Annotated in this window: 24 protein-coding genes; 15 read left to right on the top strand and 9 right to left on the bottom strand. The window is 64.7% G+C overall.

Annotation, left to right across the window (positions count from 1 at the left end; genetic code table 11):
- The first annotated feature begins 16 nt into the window (after window positions 1-16).
- The 3 genes from F3H57_RS19945 to F3H57_RS19935 all read left to right on the top strand — a co-directional run bounded on the left by F3H57_RS19945 (window position 17) and on the right by F3H57_RS19935 (window position 1754).
- Entirely contained in the window at window positions 17-574 is a 558-nt protein-coding gene (locus F3H57_RS19945) for a hypothetical protein (RefSeq protein WP_149758351.1), read from the top strand.
- A 62-nt stretch (window positions 575-636) separates the two neighbouring features.
- Complete coding sequence (locus F3H57_RS19940) at window positions 637-981, top strand: hypothetical protein (RefSeq protein ID WP_149758349.1); 345 nt, start codon at window positions 637-639, stop codon at window positions 979-981.
- Complete coding sequence (locus tag F3H57_RS19935) at window positions 981-1754, top strand: ImmA/IrrE family metallo-endopeptidase (RefSeq protein WP_149758430.1); 774 nt, start codon at window positions 981-983, stop codon at window positions 1752-1754. Before F3H57_RS19940 ends, F3H57_RS19935 begins: the two co-directional genes overlap by 1 nt.
- A 230-nt stretch (window positions 1755-1984) precedes the next feature.
- Here the strand turns inward: F3H57_RS19935 and F3H57_RS22650 are convergent, their stop codons facing one another.
- From F3H57_RS22650 to F3H57_RS19910, 5 genes are all read right to left on the bottom strand, one after another.
- Window positions 1985-2527 carry a hypothetical protein gene (locus F3H57_RS22650; protein WP_223163168.1) on the bottom strand — a complete coding sequence of 181 codons (543 nt, stop codon included), beginning with the start codon at window positions 2525-2527 and terminating at the stop codon, window positions 1985-1987.
- A 108-nt stretch (window positions 2528-2635) separates the two neighbouring features.
- Window positions 2636-3724, bottom strand: a complete 1089-nt coding sequence (locus F3H57_RS19925; RefSeq protein ID WP_149758347.1) for a hypothetical protein — start codon at window positions 3722-3724, stop codon at window positions 2636-2638.
- Window positions 3616-4302 (bottom strand): ParA family protein, encoded by a 687-nt coding sequence (locus F3H57_RS19920; protein ID WP_149758345.1) that lies wholly within the window; start codon window positions 4300-4302, stop codon window positions 3616-3618. Before F3H57_RS19920 ends, F3H57_RS19925 begins: the two co-directional genes overlap by 109 nt.
- 35 nt (window positions 4303-4337) lie before the next feature.
- Window positions 4338-4613 (bottom strand): pyocin activator PrtN family protein, encoded by a 276-nt coding sequence (locus F3H57_RS19915; protein WP_188129772.1) that lies wholly within the window; start codon window positions 4611-4613, stop codon window positions 4338-4340.
- Window positions 4614-5056: 443 nt separating this feature from the next.
- A complete protein-coding gene (locus F3H57_RS19910; protein ID WP_149758341.1) occupies window positions 5057-6367 on the bottom strand; it encodes a site-specific integrase in 1311 nt (436 codons plus the stop codon).
- 264 nt (window positions 6368-6631) lie between these two features.
- On the opposite strand from F3H57_RS19910, the gene dusA reads away from it, so the two are divergent.
- Window positions 6632-7630 carry a tRNA dihydrouridine(20/20a) synthase DusA gene (gene dusA, locus F3H57_RS19905; protein ID WP_223163167.1) on the top strand — a complete coding sequence of 333 codons (999 nt, stop codon included), beginning with the start codon at window positions 6632-6634 and terminating at the stop codon, window positions 7628-7630.
- A gap of 4 nt (window positions 7631-7634) precedes the next feature.
- Here dusA and F3H57_RS19900 read toward each other — a convergent pair whose 3' ends face one another.
- The 3 genes from F3H57_RS19900 to ccmI are packed head-to-tail and all read right to left on the bottom strand — an operon-like array spanning window position 7635 to window position 9609.
- The gene (locus F3H57_RS19900; protein WP_149758335.1) at window positions 7635-7895 is read right to left on the bottom strand and encodes a DUF1289 domain-containing protein; all 261 of its coding nucleotides are present in this window, start codon (window positions 7893-7895) and stop codon (window positions 7635-7637) included.
- Complete coding sequence (gene ruvX / locus F3H57_RS19895; protein WP_149758333.1) at window positions 7892-8380, bottom strand: Holliday junction resolvase RuvX; 489 nt, start codon at window positions 8378-8380, stop codon at window positions 7892-7894. The genes F3H57_RS19900 and ruvX overlap by 4 nt, the downstream gene beginning before the upstream one ends.
- The gene (gene ccmI / locus F3H57_RS19890; protein ID WP_149758331.1) at window positions 8377-9609 is read right to left on the bottom strand and encodes a c-type cytochrome biogenesis protein CcmI; all 1233 of its coding nucleotides are present in this window, start codon (window positions 9607-9609) and stop codon (window positions 8377-8379) included. Before ccmI ends, ruvX begins: the two co-directional genes overlap by 4 nt.
- Window positions 9610-9825: 216 nt before the next feature.
- On the opposite strand from ccmI, the gene F3H57_RS19885 reads away from it, so the two are divergent.
- The 11 genes from F3H57_RS19885 to rarD all read left to right on the top strand — a co-directional run bounded on the left by F3H57_RS19885 (window position 9826) and on the right by rarD (window position 19328).
- The gene (locus F3H57_RS19885; RefSeq protein ID WP_149758327.1) at window positions 9826-11073 is read left to right on the top strand and encodes a sarcosine oxidase subunit beta family protein; all 1248 of its coding nucleotides are present in this window, start codon (window positions 9826-9828) and stop codon (window positions 11071-11073) included.
- Between the two features lie 112 nt (window positions 11074-11185).
- Window positions 11186-11581 carry a hypothetical protein gene (locus tag F3H57_RS19880; RefSeq protein ID WP_149758325.1) on the top strand — a complete coding sequence of 132 codons (396 nt, stop codon included), beginning with the start codon at window positions 11186-11188 and terminating at the stop codon, window positions 11579-11581.
- 96 nt (window positions 11582-11677) lie between these two features.
- Window positions 11678-11983 carry a sarcosine oxidase subunit delta gene (locus tag F3H57_RS19875; protein WP_149758322.1) on the top strand — a complete coding sequence of 102 codons (306 nt, stop codon included), beginning with the start codon at window positions 11678-11680 and terminating at the stop codon, window positions 11981-11983.
- 82 nt (window positions 11984-12065) lie between these two features.
- Window positions 12066-15053, top strand: a complete 2988-nt coding sequence (locus F3H57_RS19870) for a sarcosine oxidase subunit alpha family protein (protein ID WP_149758320.1) — start codon at window positions 12066-12068, stop codon at window positions 15051-15053.
- Entirely contained in the window at window positions 15046-15612 is a 567-nt protein-coding gene (locus tag F3H57_RS19865; RefSeq protein WP_149758318.1) for a sarcosine oxidase subunit gamma, read from the top strand. Before F3H57_RS19870 ends, F3H57_RS19865 begins: the two co-directional genes overlap by 8 nt.
- A 103-nt stretch (window positions 15613-15715) precedes the next feature.
- Window positions 15716-16117, top strand: coding sequence for a hypothetical protein (locus F3H57_RS19860; RefSeq protein ID WP_149758316.1), 402 nt, complete (start codon window positions 15716-15718; stop codon window positions 16115-16117).
- A 107-nt stretch (window positions 16118-16224) separates the two neighbouring features.
- Window positions 16225-16833, top strand: coding sequence for a superoxide dismutase (locus F3H57_RS19855; RefSeq protein WP_149758314.1), 609 nt, complete (start codon window positions 16225-16227; stop codon window positions 16831-16833).
- A gap of 290 nt (window positions 16834-17123) precedes the next feature.
- Window positions 17124-17354 carry a hypothetical protein gene (locus F3H57_RS19850; protein WP_149758312.1) on the top strand — a complete coding sequence of 77 codons (231 nt, stop codon included), beginning with the start codon at window positions 17124-17126 and terminating at the stop codon, window positions 17352-17354.
- Window positions 17354-17809, top strand: coding sequence for a host attachment family protein (locus tag F3H57_RS19845; protein WP_149758310.1), 456 nt, complete (start codon window positions 17354-17356; stop codon window positions 17807-17809). The genes F3H57_RS19850 and F3H57_RS19845 overlap by 1 nt, the downstream gene beginning before the upstream one ends.
- A gap of 101 nt (window positions 17810-17910) precedes the next feature.
- The gene (locus F3H57_RS19840; RefSeq protein WP_149758307.1) at window positions 17911-18345 is read left to right on the top strand and encodes a nuclear transport factor 2 family protein; all 435 of its coding nucleotides are present in this window, start codon (window positions 17911-17913) and stop codon (window positions 18343-18345) included.
- Between the two features lie 56 nt (window positions 18346-18401).
- Window positions 18402-19328, top strand: a complete 927-nt coding sequence (gene rarD / locus F3H57_RS19835; protein ID WP_149758305.1) for an EamA family transporter RarD — start codon at window positions 18402-18404, stop codon at window positions 19326-19328.
- On the opposite strand, the gene F3H57_RS19830 is transcribed toward rarD, so the two are convergent.
- Window positions 19250-19822 carry an LOG family protein gene (locus F3H57_RS19830; RefSeq protein WP_149758303.1) on the bottom strand — a complete coding sequence of 191 codons (573 nt, stop codon included), beginning with the start codon at window positions 19820-19822 and terminating at the stop codon, window positions 19250-19252. The two genes, rarD and F3H57_RS19830, sit on opposite strands and share 79 nt — an antisense overlap.
- Window position 19823 lies beyond the last annotated feature (1 nt).

Raw genomic sequence — 19823 nt, 5'->3', positions numbered from 1 at the left:
GGCAATCGAGCGGCTCATGAAAGACGACAAAGACGTAGACAAGTTCTACACCCCCGAAGACGCCACCGAGGCAATTCGAAACCTGTCAGCCGAACAGAAGCGAAGGCTCGCGGCAGTAGCCAAAAGGCGCGCCTGGTTTGCGGGAGACCCTGAGGGGTTGCTGCATGAAGCCATCGCAAGCACAGCAATGGGGAGGAGACGATGGAACCGTTCCGTCGATATCGTGCGCCATCTGGACAAGGTGATGCAGAGCATCACGTCCAATGCCGCGAAGCGGAGAAAGGTCGCCGCCGACAAACGCGAAGAGCTCTCGATACGAGAAGAATGGCGGGATGAAGAACCATCGACCGAAGCCGCGCTCGAGGCCCGCGAGTTCCGTGAGGAGCAACACGCGAAGGCCATCGAACTGTGCGGTGACGATTGGGAAGTGCAACTTCTCGTAGAAGGTCTGCTCAACAACAGCACGCCGGAAGAGCTGGTCGAGCTCTTCGGAAGCAAGACCTCATATGAAACGGTCCGAAGAAGAATGAATCGAAAAATCGAGAACTACCGGGCCCAAGGTGATAACCGATGACGAAAAAGAAGGACCCCGGATTGACCCGTCTCGAAGACGAGATGGTGGAGGATGTCTTTGCCATGAGCGACGCCGAGATCGAGGCGGAGCTTCGGGAAGAGGGCGTCGATATCAACGCGTTCGACAAGGAAATGGACGATCTCTTCGCATCTGCCCTCGCAGAGGGTGGCCAGCGGCGCCTGCAGGGCGCTCGCAAGGCGGTCGACCTGCATAATGAACGCCAGAAGCGGAAAGAGCAGCAAAAATCCCAGGACGAGCTTCGCGCGCAGATCGCAGCGATCGTTGCCGGCAACCCTGACCTGACGATGGCCGCCCGAAACTTCGAGAAGGAGCATGACGGCGATCTGGAGGGGGTCCTTGAGGACCTGCAGGAGCTCACGGGTGACGATTGGGATGACGATGAGTGATGCGCACCATCCGTGATCCAGAGGAGTTGCTAAGGGAATTTGGGATCTCGCGCCCCGAGCAGATCGACTTGGAGGCCATCGCCTGGACGCAGAACGCGCGCGTTCAATACCGCCACCTGCACGGGTGCGAGGCCCGGATTATTGGTGCGGGGAACCGTGCGAAGATCTCCCTGAAGCCGGATGGAAACCCTCGTCGGAGGCGTTTCTCGCTGGCACACGAGATCGGCCATTGGCAATGCCATCGGGGTCAGACCCTGATGTGCCAGTCTGACGATATCGAGACAGGCAGCACGATCGGGAAACTTCCAGAGCGTGCTGCCGACCGCTTTGCCGCGCAACTCTTGATGCCCGAGTTCCTGATCCGTGAGAGCCTCCGTGGCTACAACAACCGGTTCGACATGGGAACCATCAGGGCGATGGCCGAGGACTTCGACATGAGCCTGACGGCCGCGGCGATCCGGCTGGTTGAGCGCAACACGCTGCCAAGCTTTCTCGTCTGTCATACGCCGAAGGGGCGAAAGTGGTTCACGCGCTCGCCGAAGGTGGACCAGCGATGGTTCCCCATGGACCACTTGGACAAAGACAGTCTCGCGTTCGACGTTCTGTTCGGAGGAGGGCCAGAAGACAGAATGCTGCGCGCGAGCGGAGCGGATGCCTGGTTCGACAAGCCATGGGCGGACGAGATACCGATCAAGGAACAGACTGTGCGCATCTATGACGATGTGGTCCTGACGCTGCTGGTCGTGCAGGACGAGCGCATGCTTGCGGACTGATGTTGGCAGCTGCCAACTCGGAGGAGGGGGTTGCGCAGACTGTCACAGCGCGGTTCTTTGTTGATTTCTTTGCTTTCACCCTATATGTGGATGACAGGGCGACAGACCGGCTGAAACAGCGCCCACCCACCTTTACGGTTTTCGCGCGAGCGGATGGCAAGTGGTAAGTCGGATCCCAGGGCTGCCTTCGGGCAGCCCTCTAACTTTTCAGGCACCCTCTTTGAGACGTCTCAACGGGTGGCGAAGACCAGCGGTCGTCCCATGAACACGTTCTGGATCAGGATGGCGAACCGGACGGCATTCGGCCTGTTGGGCGGGGCGTAGGGCGAATCCTCCCTGCGATAAGCGCTCTCGACGCGGAGTTCGATGTGCTTGTCGCGCTTCCTGTTGATCTTCTTGACCTCGAAGAACAGGTGATACCGGTCGTCTCTCTGCGGTGTCTCGACCGCGAGAAAAACGTAGTTACGCTTCTCCCAGGTCTGGAACACCCGAGCCCCTGGCAGCCCCGCCAGGATCGGCTGAAGGTTGTGACTATCGGCGTAGCGGTCCGGGCAGAAGATCCGTTGATCGAAACACATCTCGTCCGGATGGTCTCCCTCGACATGCGCCCTGGTGAAAACGTGCGATTTGTAGACTACCCGCACACGCCGGTTGTTGCCGTCCGGCGTAGGGCAGAAGAACTCGAACGGATCGAGATGCGCCAGGGCAATTTCCTGGCCAGCGACGAAGAAAGGGTCCCAGTAAATGCTCTGTGGCGGTGGCGGATTTGTCATTCAGCGCGATCGGTAAGAAGAGAAAAGACGGGCGTTCTACCCAGTTCAAATAGGAAGAGGCAACGGCCGTCGTGAAATCTGCGGGCTCCTGTCATGCCGAGGGCTTGCTCAGGACGGATCGGAATCCTTGTAATCCTGATCGGTTGGCATCTGCCAACTCTGGCTCCCCTTGGTCGCCTGCCGGATCCCCCACATCATGGCTTGAAAGGAGCTGGTATCCGCCCGGAAGGGGATGTTCACATACATCCTGCCGTCCTCCTGCGGGGTGACCTCCACGCCGCGGTCTGCGAGCATTTCGAGCCAGATATCAGCGATCGTCTCGAACTCCGTCAGGCTTTCCCACTGCCCGTAGCGCTCCCAGAGAACGCGATGAGCGTCGCGCAGACGCTGGAAGAACGGAGAGAACCAGTGCCCCTCGAGGGCCTCCGATATCTCTCGAAGGTCGGCTTCAATGTCCTGACCGAGTCCATCGGCGGTGCCCAGCACGTAGGAGGCATATTTTACGAGGTTACCGGTGTTCCGCTGCGCTTCGATCATGAGCGCGTCGTAATCGGCATCGTGCCGACACTTCAGGATCGCCTCCCGCACATTCGGTCCCGCTTCGCCAAGGATGTTCAGGAAGACGCTCTGATAGTTCTCGGACGGGTCTTTACCGAAGCCTGCAGAGATACGGCAGGCGGCATACTCATCCCACGAGGCCTCGATGACCTCCAGGCGGAGCGCTTCATACCAGGTTTCCGCCCTGTAACGGAGGATCATGCCTGGAAATTGCCGATCCTTGATGGCGTTGATTTCGACATGCGCACATTCGTGGGCGATGGTGTGAACTGCCTCCTGGCAGGCCTCGCTGTCGGGCTCCTCCATGAGGCCTTCCAAGAAGGCCGCATTGAACAGGATGTGCGATTTCAGAACGCCCTCACGAAGAACCGCCGGGGTCATCGCGATGCCGATGCCCCACTCCTTGCTGAACGACAGCTCAGAGGATGTCTCGACTCCGCGATCCAGTTCTCTCAGGGCTTCCCCATAGTCGTAGGCCAGTGTCACGCCATCCAGGGTCTCGAGGTTTATGTGCTGACCGAAGATATTGATCAGCCCGAGGACGTTCGATCCGATGGCGAGAGCATCTTCCTCGCGAGCGTAGTTCCTGGCTGAGGCCGAGAGGTCTGTCGGCGTGGATGTCTGCGGTTCTTCCGACACTTGATCGTCCTTGCTCTGCCTGCACATCGAAGGTGAGGTCTCCTCGTGGTGCCGCAAATCGCGGTCACAGCCTGCTCCGCACCTCCCGGAACAGCGCCTTGATCTCCCCCCACGGCCTTTGAGCTCGGCCGGTCGAATTCCGTGATCGCCTGGCCCGAAATCAGCGCCTGCATGAACGCCTTTCTCTGGCCGAGCCGCGCCTTGGCTACCGGCACGTCCGGATAGAGCTCCTGCAGCACCGCCGCAGTGTCGTCGCCCTCGGGCCCGACGGAAGCCACCTGACTCAGGACGAAGATCCCCGGCCGGCCGGTCTGCTTCATGATCTCGACCATGCCCGCGGCCGCGTTGTCAAAGGGGCCCGGACGAATGGGAATGACCACCAGGTCCGCTGCACGGATCGCCGCGTCGATCGTGCCGCCGGCATGGGGCGGCGTGTCGATCACCACGTAGTCGGCGTCATCTTCCTCGGCTTGGGAGAGATAGGCGATCTGCCCTGCCACCGCGCCGGAATTGACACTCGAAGGTCCCTTGAGTGACCTCTCGGTTGGGGATCGAATTGAGAGCTTACGACCTGTCATTTGTTCGCTTCAGCCTCCTCTATTCGCATAGCATGTCAGCCGTCTTCTTCACCATCGTCTTGCCATTTTTTTTCAAAGTTGGCGCGCGCTGCACGATGGCGCTCCTCGATGATAGTGGCAATGTCTGTAAGCATCATGAGACGAGCTGCCTTTTGACGTTCGTCGAGCCGAAAGTAGGGTACTCGGACTTCCCCACTGTCGACTTTCCTGGCCAATGTGTCTGCCTCATAGCCCCAGTATTGAGCCGCCACCTCAAGAGGAATTAAGGGTGTGCCGCCGAAGTGGGCCAGGAGCATATCAAGTGTTGTCATCATTACCTCCGCATGGTTGCTGCGTAGGAATTGAGATCGAACTGCAGGACGCGGAAAAGTTCCTTTGCGGAAGTCTGCGATGCATGACGAGCGTGGTCGTGTCGCGACGGTGGTCGGAGATCGAGAGTGGCGTCATTTCGGCGTGATGCAACACCCCACCCAACTGGAGACGGCGACCACCAGGCAGATCACGCCATGACGGAGATTGCCAAGACCGTGCCGATGCTGCTCTGGGCTGTTCGCGTCTTGCCAGATCCAGTCGAGGAAGATTGACGATCGGGAAACCCTGCCTTAGCCCATTACACTTGTTCTCCTTGCCTTAGGCGCCGAACCTCCAGTTGGTCAGAGCACGCCGCCAAGGAATTCCCCAACAGACCTGAGTCACGACCCAGATGTGGCCCTGTCGCCAGAAAACGCGCCGAAGTCACGGATTCGGCAGGTGATCAGATGCTGGCCCAGTATTCCAGAACCCAGTCCAGCCAGTGCCAATTCTTGAATTTATCACCCTTCTTTTCGACGTTCACATACCGATCCAAGCAGCTTCGAGACTGATGCCCTGAGGTCTTCATCACGAAATGGTCACGCTTTCCCTTCTCGAACAGGCGGCTGATACCTTCGTGCCGAAGATCGTGAAAACGCAGATCGTCAATCTTGACGCGCTGTCGGTGGCGTCGAAAAGCGGTGCCCACTGAACGCGGATTGTATGGGAAAATAAACTCTGACGTCTTGGGCATGGAAAGAATGATTTTCATGGCCTGAGGGGTAAGTTTCACCCAAACGTCGTTAGTTTTCTTTTTGCGGGGGTGCTTCATCTCCCGGACCAGAATCTTTCGATCAGTCACGTTTAGGTCACTCCAGCGAAGACGACAGATTTCACTGAGGCGGCGACAGGAGAAGATGGCGAACACACTTATCGTGATAATAGGTATCTTTTGCCTTTTGTTCGCAAGCACTGCGTCAAAGATCAGGTCGAGCTCATCGAGAGTGGGGCGCCGTTCACGCTCCTCGGACCGTGCCAAGATTTCATCGTGCCACAATACTTTCATGGCGCGAACGACGACATCGTATGGAACATCCTCGTCGCGTTCAGCTGCCCACTTCAAAGATGAAGCAAGCATTGTCATGTAGGTCGCCGCGGTTTGCGGCATCATTTCCAACTTGAGCAGGTCCTCTGCCGCGTTTTGGAACCACTTCAGGTCTATGGTAGACGCTGGCTCCTGACAGCGTGGGTGATTGATCCAAAATTCGAGATTTTGGGTTGCGGTCTTCTCGACGCTCCGCCCCTTGTCTTTCCTTTTTTGAATTAGATCGCAGACACGCGGTGCCGTTTTTGAGCCTTCTTCTTGCTTGGGAGCAAGTAAACCCAGTTGTATCTGGGCCAACGTGTCATCTCGCCACTTCTTGGCGTCCTTGAGGCTGGTGAACGTCTTGCTTATATTGATTGGACCACTGTCGGTCCTGCGACGGATTTGCACGCAGTATCTCGGGAGGCCGTCTTTCGGAGCGCGTGCCGAAATGAAGGGTTCGTCCGAACAGTCTTCTACTGTGGGCAAGTTATCCGCTTTGGTCGAAACTTGCGTCCGCTTGGTCTGTTTCGGCTTTCGCGAAGAGACGTTCTGGCTGGTCCCGGAGCTTTCGGTAGGTCGCGGCTGGGCGGGCAGTTCTGCGCGGAAGGCAAATGGAGAACCCGCTGCGCGGTCACGCGAGATTTGCTGGAGTAGATTCTTGGAGCTAACTTGGGTCGTGTGAGACATGACCGTCCCTTTCTTGTTGATCGTCGAGAACGTGGTGTCACTTCGATCTGGCCGGAAACCCTCCGAATGGGGTAAGTCGAGGCGCAGCCAGAATCAGGTGGTTCGCCTGACCCTGGCGGAGCTCTGGCTCGGACATGATTGACGGGATGGATGTTGCTACTCGGTAGCAAGCTGTCTTGGAAAACCCACGGAAACCGGAGAAAATCCCCGGGAATCACGAGAAATCTCGTTAGGTGGCCGCCTGCGCAGGTGGCGGTTAAGTATATGAAAATAAATGCAAAATATGCGTCAAGGCTTGCCGTGGCACCCATGATGGACTGGACCGACCGGCATTGCCGGGCGTTTCACCGCCTGCTGTCGCGCGAAGCGCTACTTTACACGGAGATGGTGACCGCGCCGGCGCTGGTGCGGGGCCGAGCTTTGCACTTGCTCGACTTCGCGCCCGAGGAGCAGCCGGTGGCGCTGCAGCTCGGTGGGTCCGATCCGAAGGAACTGGCGGAGGCCGCGCGCCTCGGGGCCGAGAGGGGCTATTCGGAGATCAACGTCAATGTCGGGTGCCCGTCGGACCGTGTGCAATCAGGCACGTTCGGGGCGGTTCTGATGAAGAGCCCGGACCTCGTGGCCCGTGCCGTGGAGGCAATGCGCAGGGCCGTCGACGTGCCGGTGACCGTGAAGTGCAGGATAGGAGTCGACGACCAGGATCCCGCGGAAGTCCTGCCTGCATTCCTGGCCCGGGTGCGGGAGGCGGGCTGCACACGCGTTACGGTGCACGCGCGCAAGGCCTGGCTGCAGGGCCTGTCGCCGAAGGAGAACCGCGACGTGCCGCCGCTCGACTACGATCTCGTGGCGGCGATGCTGGCCGAGTTCCCGGACTTGCACCTTTCGCTCAACGGCGGCATCGACACGCTCGATGCGGCGGTGGCGGCGCTGGAGCGCGGCTTTCACGGCGTGATGATCGGCCGCGCGGCCTATCAGCGGCCGTGGGACATCCTGGCCGGGGCGGATGCGCGAATCTTCGGGCGGGATACTCCTCCGCCCGATCCGGTGGAGGTCGCCGAGGCGATGCGCCCCCACATCGCCGCGCATGTGGCAGAGGGCGGAAAAGCGCATCAGGTCACGCGGCACATGATGGGCCTGTTCGCCGGGCGCCCCGGCGCGCGCGCCTGGCGTCGCACGCTGTCCGAGGCGGCCGCCTCGGGCGCGGGGGCCGAGATCCTCGACGCCGCGCTTGTCGCCGCGTCACAGGAACGCGCGGCGGCCTGAGCCGTCACTCCGGCTTCTGCTCCTGCGCCTCACGTCTTGCGGCCCGGCGGGCGGCGCGCCCGCCGCGGCGCCGCGTGAGCTGGCCGGCGCGGCCGGGCAGCTCTGCCACGATCCGGCGGCGCTCTTCGTTGTCCAGAAGGCTCCAGGTCGAGATTTCCTCGATCGAGCGCAGGCAGCCCGTGCAGAGCCGCGACTCGGGCTCGATCACGCAGATCTTCACGCAGGGGCTTTCGACCTCCTTGCGGGACCACACTTCGTCACTCATGTCGCCTCCGTATCGCTGGCGCCGATATGGCGCATCCGGTCGAGCGCGCCCTGCAGGATCACCGCCGCGGCGACGTGGTCGATGACCTCTGCCCGCCGGCGGCGCGAGGTGTCGGCCTCCAGCAAAGCGCGTTCGGCCGCCACGGTGGAGAGCCGCTCGTCCCAGAAGCCGATGGGCCCGTCCCAGAGCCGGGCGTAGTTGCGCGCGAACGCTCGTGTCGACTGGCAGCGCGGCCCCTCGCTGCCGTCCATGTTGCGCGGCAGCCCGAGGATGACGCCGCCGATCTCGCGCGCCGACAGAATGCCGGTCAGCCGCTCGGCATCGAGCCCGAACTTTTTCCGCCGGATCGTCTCCAGCGGCGTGCCGACTGACCGCAGCCGGTCCGACACCGCCACGCCGATGGTCTTCTCGCCAAGGTCGAGCGCGGCGATGGCGGCGTCGCGGGGCAGGGCCGCCACGAAGTTCTCGATCTCCTCGTAGATCACTGGCCGATCCCCGCGCCCTGCGCGCCTTGACGGATCGTCCGCAAAGCCGCCTCGTCGCCGGCGAAGATGTCCTGAGCTTCTTCGAAGGCGGCCATCGCGCGCTCCGCCTGGCCGAGCACGGCATAGGCGCCGATCAGCCGCGCCCATTCCTCGGGTGAGCCGCCTTCGGACTGCAGCCGGTCCGACAGGCGCGAGACCATGCCGCGGATCATCTCGGCCCGCGCCTCGGGGTCCATGTCCTCGGCTGCCTGCATCTCGGCTGGCGATGGGCCGGGTTCTGCTCCTTCGGGCTGGGGCATCTGGTAATTGTTGACACCGGCCCGGCGGGCCATCGCGCCGATCTGCTGCTGCACCGGATCGACCCAGGGATCGGTCGCGGCACTGTCGCGCAGGAGCCGGTCCCAGATCCGGAAGGCGCGGTCCGGCCGGCCGGTCTGCGCGTAGGACAGCCCCTTGTAGTAGCGCGCCGGCCCGTTCCCCGGATCGCGCGCGAGCGCCGCGTCGAAGGCGCGCTCCGCTTCCGGCGAGACATAGCCGCCGGCCGCGAGCACCATCATGTCGCCCAGATCGGCATGGTCGCCGGCGGTCGCCTCAGATCCCTTGAGCTCGACGATCTTCTGCTGCGCGCGCCATGCGGCCCCGTAATTGCCAAGCGCGGCTTCGGACCGGGCAAGAAGCTGGTAGCCCTGCAGATCGTCCGGCCGCTCCGCCACGGCGCCGCGCAGGCGCTGCACCAGCGCCCGGTATTCTTCGCTCGCGTCCGGCCGGTCCGCTTGCGGTGCCTGCGCCTCGGCGTCGTTCTGCGACGGACGTTCGGCGCGCGCTTCCTCCGCCTGTGCGATGCGAGCGCGCAGCCCAAGATCGCCATATCCCGGCGCCCCGAGCGCGGCATAAAGGCCGAAGCCGCCGCCCAGCACCACCGCCACGATCAGCGCGGCCGCCAGGTACCCCAGCGTTCGCGGCTGCCCCTCACCGGTCGCCGCGGCCCGCGCGCGTTCATCGGCGGCCAGCAGCCGGCGGGAGACCTCGGTGCGCAGCCGCTCCGCTTCCTCGGGGCCGATCGTGCCGCGTGCGGCGTCGCGCTCCACTTCCTTGAGCTGGTCGCGATAGACCTGCAGGTCGAACGCCTCGCCCGCCCGCGTGTCGCGATGCCCGCGCAAGAGCGCCAGCGCCATCAGCGCCGCGACCAGAAGCGCCAGCGCGCCCGTGAGGATGAAGAAACCCGTCATGTCCGCCTCGATATCACGTCCTGTTACCTAGGCGCCAACGGCCCCCGCCGAAAGGGCAAATGGGCGCACATGGCTGAGACCTTCGGCCCCATCCCGGGCGCGCCCGGCCGCCATGTCGCAAAGTCGTCGCAGAGTGACGGTCCCAGTCGCGGCAATGCCGGGTCATCGGGTGCAAAGACAGCTTCATCGACCCACCAGAGGAATCGAGGCGCGCACATGAAGCACTATTCCGCCTTTGCCATCGCCCGTGAGGCGCTTCGCGGCCACACCGGGTGGGAGCGCGCCTGGCGCAAGGCCACACCCAAGAAGAAGTACGACGTCGTCATCGTCGGCGCCGGCGGGCACGGCCTCGCAACTGCCTATTACCTCGGCAAGAACCACGGCATCAAGAACGTCGCCATCATCGAGAAAGGCTGGCTCGGCGGTGGCAACACCGGGCGGAACACGACGATCATCCGCTCGAACTACCTGCAGGATCCCTCCGCGGCGATCTACGAAAAGGCCCGCTCGCTCTACGAGACGCTGAGCCAGGATCTCAACTACAACATCATGTTCAGCCCGCGCGGCGTGCTGATGCTCGCCCAGACCGAGCACGAGGCGCGCGGCTACAAGCGCACCGCCCACGCCAACGCGCTGCAGGGCGTCGACACCGAATTCGTCTCGCCCGAGCGGGTGAAGGAGCTGTGCCCGATCATCGAACTCAGCGGCCCGCGCTATCCGGTCCTCGGCGCGCTCTGGCAGGCGCGCGCGGGCACCGCAAGGCACGATGCGGTGGCCTGGGGCTATGCCCGGGCGTGCTCGGACATGGGCATGGACATCATCCAGAAATGCGAAGTGACTGGCGTGCGCTCCGACAACGGGCAGGTGTCGGGAGTGGAGACCTCCCAGGGCTCGATCGATTGCGACAAGCTCTGCATCGTCGTCGCGGGCCATTCGGGGCACCTCGCCGAGATGGCCGGCTTCCGCCTGCCGGTGGAATCGGTCGCGCTGCAGGCCATGGTGTCCGAGCCGATCAAGCCCTGCATGGACGTGGTCGTCATGGCCAACACCGTTCACGGCTACATGAGCCAGTCCGACAAGGGCGAGATGGTGATCGGCGGCGGCGCGGACGGCTACAACAATTACACCCAGCGCGGCTCCTTCCACCATATCGAGGAAACCGTGCGCGCGCTGATCGAGACCTTCCCGATGATCTCGCGGCTCAAGATGCTGCGGCAATGGGGTGGCATCGTCGACATGACCGGCGACCGCTCGCCGATCATCTCGACCACCCCGCTGGGCAATTGCTTCATCAATTGCGGCTGGGGCACCGGCGGGTTCAAGGCGATCCCCGGCTCGGGCTGGGCGACGGCCGAGATGGTGGCGAAGGGCGAACCGGGCCCGCTCGCGGCCGAATTCGGGCTGAACCGCTTCCGCGAGGGCCGTTTCATCGACGAATCCGTCGCGGCGGGGGTCGCGCACTGATGCGGACCGCGTTCGCCATGGCGGAACTCCGCCCACGGGCCCGCGCCGCGGGAACATCCCCGCGGCTCCGGGCCGTTGTCTCCGCGACACATTCGATCGCGGAGGTTTCCCCATGTCCGATCCCAACACCAATTCCACGCACACCCAGCACACGCGCGAGACGCATGTGGAGCGCAAAGGCTCCGGCGGCATGGGCGCGCTGTCCTTCATCGTCGGCGGCCTCGTCGTTGCCGTCGGCATCCTCGCCTTCGTGTTCTGGGGCGGCGGCGCGCCCGACACCGGCGGCAACGCCTCCGGCGACGACGTCTCGATCTCCGTGGAGGGCGGAGAAGGCGGCGAAGGCGGCACCGCGGCGGCCGAAGGCGAAGCTGGCAGCGGCGGCGACAGCGCCGGGGCGGCGGCCGAAGCCGAAGGCGGCTCCGGCGGTGGCGGCAGCACCGCGAGTGACAGCGCATCGGGCGGCGGCGCCGAAGCCGAGGCCGGCGCCACGGCAGAAACCGAAAACTGACATCCGCGCCCGCGACACGGGCGCCGCATCCTTCATTCCGACCCCGGCCGCCCGAGGGCGCGGCCGGGGTCTTTTCGTGCGGAAGGGACCGACCCAATGCTGATCCTCTCCTGTCCCTATTGCGGCGTCGCCGCGGACGAGACCGAGCTTCACCCCGGCGGCGAGGGTCACCTCGTGCGCCACGGGCCCGGCAGTTCCGACGACGAGTTCGAAAGCTACCTCTTCCTGCGCCGCAACCCGCGCGGCGTGCACGTGGAGCGCTGGCGCCATGTCCACGGCTGCGGCAAGTGGTTCCACGCCGCCCGCGACACCATGACCATGGAGGTCATCGGCACCTATCCCGCCCAGGTCTCCGAGCCGCCTTCGGAAATTCTTAACGCCCTCGGCGCAAGATCCGCCTGATGCCGCGCCCGCGTCTTCTTCTCGTCCCAAATACTCCCGCCGGAGGCTTCCTCCGTCGCCACCAGCGCAAGGGTTCCGCAGCATGAGCCATCGCCTCGCCACGGGCGGCCGCCTGATCGACCGCTCGACCTCCGTCCGCTTCACCTTCAACGGCACCTATCTGCGCGGCCACGCCGGGGACACGCTCGCCTCGGCGCTACTGGCCAACGGGCGCACGCTGGTGGGCCGCAGCTTCAAGTACCACCGCCCGCGCGGCATCGTCGCCTCCGGCGCGGAAGAGCCGAACGCGCTTCTCGGCCTCGGCAAGGGCGACCGGTTCGAGCCGAACCAGCGCGCCACCACGACCGAGCTTTTCGAGGATGCGTCCACCACGTCGCAGAACCACTGGCCGTCGCTCGATTTCGATGTCGGCGCGGTCAACACGGCGCTGTCGCGCTTTCTTCCGGCGGGGTTCTACTACAAGATGTTCATGCATCCGCGCCCGCTGTGGAAGCATGTCTACGAGCCCTTCATCCGCAAATCCGCCGGTCTCGGCGAGGCGCCGGCGGCCGAGGCGCGCGATCCCGACAGCTACGAGCATTTCCACATCCACACCGACGTCCTGGTGATCGGCGGCGGCGTGGCGGGCCTTGCCGCGGCGAAGTCGGCGGCGGCCACCGGCGCGCAGGTGCTCTTGATCGAACAGACGCCGCATTGGGGCGGCCGCGCCGTCGTCGACGGCGGCGAGATCGACGGCGTTCCGGCCGAGACCTGGGTGAACGCCACGCTGCAAACGCTTGAAGGCATGGATAATGTCCGGATCCGCACTCGCGTGATGGGCTCCGGCGTCTACGATCACGGCTACGCGCTCGCCTATGAGCGAATTGCCGACCACGCACCCGGCGGCGAGGCGCCGCGCCATCGCCTCTGGCGCATCCGTGCGCAGAAGATCGTCACTGCCACCGGCGCCATCGAACGGCCGCTGTCCTTTGCCGGCAACGATCTGCCGGGCGTGATGCTGGCGGCGGCCGTGCGCGATTACGTGGTGAATTACGCCGTGGCGCCCGGCAAACGCACCGTCGTGGTCACCAACAACGACGACGCCTACCGCACCGCGCTGGCGCTGCACGATGCCGGGCTCGAAGTGCCCGCGATCCTCGATGCTCGGGCCGAAGGGGGCGGAACGCTGGCCGAGGCCGCGCGCAGCCGCGGCATCCGCATCCTGACCGGGCGCGGCATCGCCAAGGTGAAGGGGCGCAAGCACGTCACCGGCGTCGCCATCTGCGCGCAGGCGGGCGAGGGCACCGTGCTCGACACGATCCCCTGCGACGCGGTCGCGATGTCCGGCGGCTGGTCGCCGGTCGTGCACCTGTGGTCCCATGCCGGCGGCAAGCTGACCTGGAACGCCGAGGAGGCGTTCTTCCAGCCCGATCCGAAACGCGCGCCCAACACCCACGACGCGAGCCCCGTCGTCTTTGCCGCCGGCGCTGCGAACGGACAGCTCGGCCTCGCCGAAGCGCTGTCCGACGCCTGGAGCGCTGGCGGCGCGGGCGAGGGTGCCCCGACGGCCGCACCCCGCGACGAGGCGCCGATGCGCCCCGTCTGGGTCATGCCCGAGAACGCCAAGCCGGCGCTGCGCCGCAAGGCCTGGCTCGATTTCCAGAACGACGTGAAGGTCTCCGACGTCATGCTCGCCGCGCAGGAAGGTTACGAGAGCGTCGAGCACACCAAGCGCTATACCACGCTCGGCATGGCGACCGATCAGGGGAAACTGAGCAACATCAACGGACTGGCAATCCTTTCTCAATCCTTGGGCGAAGACATCCCGGCCGTTGGTACCACCACGTTCCGTCCGCCCTATACGCCGATCTCGCTTGCCGCGATCGCGGGCGAGGCGCGGGGCGCGCTGTTCCAGCCGATCCGCAAGACGCCGCTGCACGACTGGCACGAGGCCAACGGCGCCCAGTGGGAACCGGTCGGCCATTGGCGCCGCCCGTACTGCTTCACCCGTCCGGGCGAGAGCAAGCATGACGCGGTGATCCGCGAGATCGACCAGACGCGGTCGAGCCTCGGCCTGCTCGATGCCTCGACGCTCGGCAAGATCCTGGTGAAGGGCCCGGACGCGGGCCGCTTCATGGACATGCTCTACACCAACATGATGTCCTCGCTGAAACCGGGCTTCTGCCGCTATGGACTGATGTGCTCCGAGAACGGGTTCCTGATGGACGACGGCGTCGTCGCCCGGATCGACGATCAGACCTTCCTCGTCCACACCACCACCGGCGGCGCCGACAGCATTCATGCCCATATGGAGGACTGGCTGCAGACCGAATGGTGGGACTGGCAGGTCTGGACGGCGAACGTGACGGAGCAATATGCCCAGATCGCCGTGGTCGGCCCCAATTCCCGGAAGGTGCTTGAGAAGCTCGGCGGCATAGACGTGTCGAAAGAGGCGCTGCCGTTCATGCGCTGGACCGATGGCACGCTGGCCGACATTCCCGCGCGCGTCTTCCGCATCTCCTTCTCCGGGGAGCTCTCCTACGAGATCGCGGTGCCCGCGAACCGCGGCCGCGCGCTTTGGGACAAGCTTCTGGAGGCGGGTGAAGAGTTCGGCGTAACCCCTTACGGAACCGAGGCTTTGCACGTCATGCGGGCCGAGAAGGGCTTCATCATGATCGGGGACGAAACCGACGGGACGGTGATCCCGCAGGATCTCGGCCTCGACTGGGCAATCTCCAAGAAAAAAGAGGATTACATCGGCAAGCGCGCGCAGGCGCGGTCCTTCATGGCCTCGCCCGACCGCTGGAAGCTCGTTGGCCTCGAAACGCTCGACGGTTCGGTCCTGCCCGAGGGCTCCTACGCCATCGGCGAGGGCAGGAATGCCAACGGCCAGCGCGCCACAGAGGGGCGCGTGACCTCCACCTATTACTCGCCCACGCTGAAGCGCGGCATCGCCTTCGGCCTCGTGCACAACGGCCCCGACCGGATGGGCCAGGAGGTCGCGTTCAACCGCATCGGCGGCGAGCCGGTGCGCGCCCGCATCGTCTCCACCATGTTCTTCGACCCCGAAGGAGAGAAGCAGAATGTTTGACGCGACCCCGCCGCTCGCCCGCGCCCGTCAGGACGGCCGCGTCAGCGTCGAATGCGCCGGCCTGACCGGCATGGTCACCCTGCGCGGCGACATCGCGGCGATCGGCGAGCCGGTCGCCGATGCCACCGGCCTCAGCATCCCCGACACGCTCGGGATCGTGGAGGACGGGGGCAGGGCGCTCGCCTGGATGTCCCCGGACGAGCTGATGCTGTTCTGCGCCTACGACGAGGCCGAGGAGATCGCCGCGACGCTGACCGCGGCGACCGCCGAGGACCACGCGCTGGTGGCCAACGTCTCCGACGCCCGCGCGATGTTCGAATTGAGCGGGGAGGAGGCGGCGCTGCGCGAGACGCTGGCCAAGCTCACGCCCGCCGACCTGCGCCCAGACGCCTTCCCGCCGGGCACGATCCGCCGCACGCGGCTGGCGCAGGTCTCCGGCGCGATCTGGCTGGCCGAGGACGGGGCGATGCGGGTGATCTGCTTCCGCTCGGTGGCCGATTATGTCTTTTCGCTCCTGTGCCACGCCGCCCGGCCGGCCGCCGCGGTCGGTCACTTTTAGGACAGCTCTCCGCTTTCCCCTGCGGCAACCGTCCCGCGAGGGTTGCGGCCCCGGACGGGCACGTCGATAGTCCCCCGACGCGACGCGCCCGAACGGAGCCGCCATGAGAGCCCGCCTTCTCGCCCTGCCGCTTCTCCTGCTCGCCGCGCCCGCGGCGGCCACGGAAACGCTGGTCTGTGCCCTCAGCCAGCACGGCAACGGCAACTGGATTCCCGAAATCCTGTTCGTCGGTTACGAGGACGGGGCGGACACCGCCGTGGTCTCCGATCCGGTGATCCTGCACTTCAACGGCCGGCCGATGACCGCGAACATCGCCGCGGACAATGCCAGACGCATCACCTTCGCCTGGAAACTCACCGCCTCGGACGGACGCCATCGCATCTCCGCCTTCATCTATCGCGCGACCTATCTGAAGGGCTCGGGCCGGATGACGATTTCGGCCACGCCGGCGGGGTTTTCCAATCGGTTCACGGGGCAGGGAACGTGCCGCAAGGAGACGCGTTGAACTCACGACAGCTGACGGCGGCGTGAGATCTCGCCTTGACGGCGCGGGTCTGCCGGATCACCTAAGCGTCAGCCGTTCGAATTTTCTCCAACTTCAAGAGGTCTGACATGGCTTTCGAATTGCCCGATCTTCCTTACGCCCACGACGCGCTCGCCCCCAAGGGCATGTCGCGCGAGACGCTAGAGTTCCACCACGACATCCACCACAAGGCCTATGTCGACAACGGCAACAAGGCGATCGCCGGAACGGAGTGGGAAGGCAAGCCCGCCGAAGAGATCATCAAGGGCACCTACGACCCGAACGCCGTGGCACAGTCCGGGATCTTCAACAACGCCTCGCAGTACTGGAATCACAACCAGTTCTGGGAAATGATGACCCCCGACAATGTCGGCATGCCCGGTGAGCTCGAGAGCGCGCTGACCGAGAGCTTCGGCTCGGTCGACAAGTTCAAGGAAGAGTTCTCCGCCGCCGGCGCCGGTCAGTTCGGCTCGGGCTGGGCCTGGCTCGTGAAGGACACCGACGGCGGGCTCAAGGTCACCAAGACCGAGAACGGCGTGAACCCGCTGTGCTTCAACCAGACCACGCTGCTCGGCGTCGACGTGTGGGAACACTCCTACTACATCGATTTCCGCAACAAGCGCCCGGCCTACCTGCAGAACTTCCTGGACAACCTGGTGAACTGGGAAAACGTGGCGGAGCGCCTCTCCAAGGCCTGATCGCCGCACCGTCACAGACAGGACCGAAGGACCAAGGACCCCGCGCTGCGCTGCGCGGGGTCTTTTCGTGCGCGCCTCTCCGTCCACACGGCTCCCTGCTTCTTTGGGCTCGAAATACTCCGGGGAGCGCGAGGGGCTGGCCCCTCGCCCCCGCACGGGCCACCGCCGCGCGCAGTCGCGGTCGGAGTCCACCCCCAAGCGGCCCGATTGATTAATGACATCCCGCCCGGAACGCCCGAACGCCTTTGCGCATTCTTCTTGTGACGGAAATACGAAGAACGGAGGCTCCCATGGCCGAGCGTCATCGCTCCCAGGACGGACATCGCGAAACCGAGGACGTGCTCGGGGTCAAGCCCGAAGAGCTGCCTGAACCGCCCGATCACGGCAACCGTGCCGGCGGCGAACTGCAGCGCAAGGTCGGCACACGCGACGAGGAAAAGCGCTACGACGAAGGCTCTGCGGGGCGCACGCGCCCGCTGGCTGGAGACACGGACGAATCCGGCGACAAGGAGGACGTGTAATGAGCGTTCTCAGTCGCGATACGTGGGTACTTGTCGCCGACAGCGAAAAAGCCCTTTTCCTGCGCAATGAAACGGATGCGGACAATCCCAACCTGGTTGTGGTGCGGGAGGAAGAACAGTCCAATCCCAAGGACGTCGCGCAATCGGCCAACAAGCCGGGCCGGATGCAAGATACCGGACGACAGCAGACCTCCGCCGTGGAGGATACTGACTGGCACGAGCTGGCCAAGGAACGGTTTGCCGACGATCTCGCCGGGATTCTTTTCCGCCAGGCCGAGAAGCACAAATTCGAGCGTATCGTGATCGCCGCGGCGCCGCAGGTGCTGGGGGCGCTGCGTGACAAGCTGCACAAGGAAGTGCAGTGGCGCGTCGTGGCCGAGGTCGACAAGAACCTCACCAATCACCCTGTCGATCAGATTGAATCGCTGCTTCACGATCAATTCGACACCGCCTGACGCGCAATAGTGCCACCCCCGCCATTGCGGCAATAAAGCTCTGATTGTAACGACATCTTTGTCTTCACGACAAAGGTGTCGGTCAGAGGTTGGGGGCGCACATGAACGAACTCGAACGCCTGGCGCGGCACTATATCTATCAGGTGTGGGAGCAGGGCGACGGCGCCGCCGCGAAATGGTTCCTGTCTCCTGAGATCCGGATTGTCGGCGTGCAGGCGCTCGAGGTCAACGGGCTCTCGGATTTCCGCAGCTTTCATTCCATGATCTGGTCCCAGATCGACCACCTGCACTTCGATACCCGGCTCGCGCTGGCCGATCCGCCGTGGGTGAGCCATGCCGGCACGATCACTCTTCGCGAACGGCGCACCGGCACTCGACTGACCGAGCGTTGCCATTGCCTCAACCGGTTCGACGGCAAGCGCATCGTCGAAACCGAGGTATTCATCGATTTCCTGGCCATTTTCGAAAAGGTCGGCCGATTGCCGCCGCGGGTCTTCGACCGCTGTCTCGCCGGCGAGCGGTTAGGCATCGCCTGACCCCTTGTCATCCCGGCCCCGCCTGCGCAGAACGGGGGCGAACGACAGGGGGCAGCATGACACAGGGACGGATCGGCCTTCTGTCGATGATCGCGGCGTGCAGCATCTGGGGACTCTCGCCGCTCTACTACAAGCTGCTGTCGCATATCCCGCCGCTCGAGGTGCTGGCGCATCGCACGCTGTGGTCCGCAGTGTTTTTCACCGGGCTTCTGGCGATGCGCGGGCGGCTCGGCCGGGTCGATGCGACGCTGCGCGACCGCCGCGCACGCCGGACACTGACCTTCTCGGCGCTGGCGATCTCGGCCAACTGGTTCCTGTTCATCTATTCCATCGGGATCGGCCGGGCGACCGAGGCAAGCCTCGGCTACTACATCTTCCCGCTCGTCGCCGTGCTGCTGGGGGTGGCGCTCTTCGGTGAGAGACTCTCGCGCGTCGAGGCGGCGGCGGTCGCGCTCGCCGGCGCGGCAGTGGCGTTGCTGGCCTGGCGGGAGGGGCAGGTGCCGTATGTTTCTCTGCTGATCGCGATCACGTTCGGCCTGTACGGCGTGGCCAAGAAGCGGATCGCGGCTGACGCGATTACCTCGGTGACGACCGAAGTGCTGATCCTCTGCCCGCTGGCGCTGGTCTGGCTGGCGCTAGTCCATGCCGGCGCGGCCCCAGGGCAGGGCGGCGCCTTCGGATCGGATGCCGGAACCACGGTGCTCCTGCTGTTCTCGGGGCCGCTCACCGCACTGCCGCTGATCTTCTTCAGCCATGCCTCGCAGCGCGTCGCGCTCGGTACGCTGGGGCTGATCCAGTACATGAATCCGACGCTTCAGTTCCTCTGCGCCACGCTGGTTTTCCGGGAACCTTTCGGGCTGGCGCAGGCGCTCGCCTTCGCGCTGATCTGGACGGCGCTGGGGCTTTACTCCGGCGCGCGGCTGAGTCGCGACCGCGCCTCTCGCAGGCAGTCGACCAGCGCCGCGACCGACCCGCAGGCCTGAACGCTGTCCCGCATCGTCTCCCCCGCGAAACCCGTGGCGACGATGTGGTCGAGCAGCGTCTCCAGCGGTGCCCAGAAGCCGTCGGGACCGAGCAGGAAGATCGGCTTGTCGTGCAGGCCGAGCTGGCGCCAGGTCAGCACCTCGAAGAACTCGTCGAGCGTGCCGGCCCCGCCCGGCAGCACGACGATGGCGTCGGCATTCATCACCATGATCTTCTTGCGCTCGTGCATCGTTTCGGTGACGATGAAGCGCGACAGGTCGCGCTTGCCGACCTCGAGGGCGAGCAGGTGCTGGGGGATCACCCCGAACGTATCGGCGCCGGCCGCCTGCGCCGCCCGCGCCACCCGGCCCATGAGCCCGACATCGCCGGCGCCGTAGACCAGCCGCCAGCCTTCCTTGCCGATGGCACGGCCGGTGGCCTCTGCCGCGTCGCCGAAGGCCGGATCGCCGCCGGGGCGGGCGCCGCAATATACGCAGACCGAAAACGTCGTCATC

This window comes from Roseivivax sediminis, assembly GCF_900112685.1.
GTDB lineage: Bacteria > Pseudomonadota > Alphaproteobacteria > Rhodobacterales > Rhodobacteraceae > Roseivivax > Roseivivax sediminis.
The sequence above is the reverse complement of the archived record's forward strand: the minus strand, read 5'-3'. Positions and strand labels throughout refer to the sequence as shown.

What these genes read in the sequence shown, in the direction of transcription:
- F3H57_RS19945 (WP_149758351.1), top strand. Translation starts at nt 17, where the DNA reads ATGAAAGACGACAAAGACGTAGACAAGTTCTACACCCCCGAAGACGCC.
- F3H57_RS19940 (WP_149758349.1), top strand. Translation starts at nt 637, where the DNA reads ATGAGCGACGCCGAGATCGAGGCGGAGCTTCGGGAAGAGGGCGTCGAT.
- F3H57_RS19935 (WP_149758430.1), top strand. Translation starts at nt 981, where the DNA reads ATGCGCACCATCCGTGATCCAGAGGAGTTGCTAAGGGAATTTGGGATC.
- F3H57_RS22650 (WP_223163168.1), bottom strand. Translation starts at nt 2,527, where the DNA reads ATGACAAATCCGCCACCGCCACAGAGCATTTACTGGGACCCTTTCTTC.
- F3H57_RS19920 (WP_149758345.1), bottom strand. Translation starts at nt 4,302, where the DNA reads ATGACAGGTCGTAAGCTCTCAATTCGATCCCCAACCGAGAGGTCACTC.
- F3H57_RS19915 (WP_188129772.1), bottom strand. Translation starts at nt 4,613, where the DNA reads ATGACAACACTTGATATGCTCCTGGCCCACTTCGGCGGCACACCCTTA.
- F3H57_RS19910 (WP_149758341.1), bottom strand. Translation starts at nt 6,367, where the DNA reads ATGTCTCACACGACCCAAGTTAGCTCCAAGAATCTACTCCAGCAAATC.
- dusA (WP_223163167.1), top strand. Translation starts at nt 6,632, where the DNA reads ATGAAAATAAATGCAAAATATGCGTCAAGGCTTGCCGTGGCACCCATG.
- F3H57_RS19900 (WP_149758335.1), bottom strand. Translation starts at nt 7,895, where the DNA reads ATGAGTGACGAAGTGTGGTCCCGCAAGGAGGTCGAAAGCCCCTGCGTG.
- ccmI (WP_149758331.1), bottom strand. Translation starts at nt 9,609, where the DNA reads ATGACGGGTTTCTTCATCCTCACGGGCGCGCTGGCGCTTCTGGTCGCG.
- F3H57_RS19885 (WP_149758327.1), top strand. Translation starts at nt 9,826, where the DNA reads ATGAAGCACTATTCCGCCTTTGCCATCGCCCGTGAGGCGCTTCGCGGC.
- F3H57_RS19880 (WP_149758325.1), top strand. Translation starts at nt 11,186, where the DNA reads ATGTCCGATCCCAACACCAATTCCACGCACACCCAGCACACGCGCGAG.
- F3H57_RS19875 (WP_149758322.1), top strand. Translation starts at nt 11,678, where the DNA reads ATGCTGATCCTCTCCTGTCCCTATTGCGGCGTCGCCGCGGACGAGACC.
- F3H57_RS19870 (WP_149758320.1), top strand. Translation starts at nt 12,066, where the DNA reads ATGAGCCATCGCCTCGCCACGGGCGGCCGCCTGATCGACCGCTCGACC.
- F3H57_RS19865 (WP_149758318.1), top strand. Translation starts at nt 15,046, where the DNA reads ATGTTTGACGCGACCCCGCCGCTCGCCCGCGCCCGTCAGGACGGCCGC.
- F3H57_RS19860 (WP_149758316.1), top strand. Translation starts at nt 15,716, where the DNA reads ATGAGAGCCCGCCTTCTCGCCCTGCCGCTTCTCCTGCTCGCCGCGCCC.
- F3H57_RS19855 (WP_149758314.1), top strand. Translation starts at nt 16,225, where the DNA reads ATGGCTTTCGAATTGCCCGATCTTCCTTACGCCCACGACGCGCTCGCC.
- F3H57_RS19850 (WP_149758312.1), top strand. Translation starts at nt 17,124, where the DNA reads ATGGCCGAGCGTCATCGCTCCCAGGACGGACATCGCGAAACCGAGGAC.
- F3H57_RS19845 (WP_149758310.1), top strand. Translation starts at nt 17,354, where the DNA reads ATGAGCGTTCTCAGTCGCGATACGTGGGTACTTGTCGCCGACAGCGAA.
- F3H57_RS19840 (WP_149758307.1), top strand. Translation starts at nt 17,911, where the DNA reads ATGAACGAACTCGAACGCCTGGCGCGGCACTATATCTATCAGGTGTGG.
- rarD (WP_149758305.1), top strand. Translation starts at nt 18,402, where the DNA reads ATGACACAGGGACGGATCGGCCTTCTGTCGATGATCGCGGCGTGCAGC.
- F3H57_RS19830 (WP_149758303.1), bottom strand. Translation starts at nt 19,822, where the DNA reads ATGACGACGTTTTCGGTCTGCGTATATTGCGGCGCCCGCCCCGGCGGC.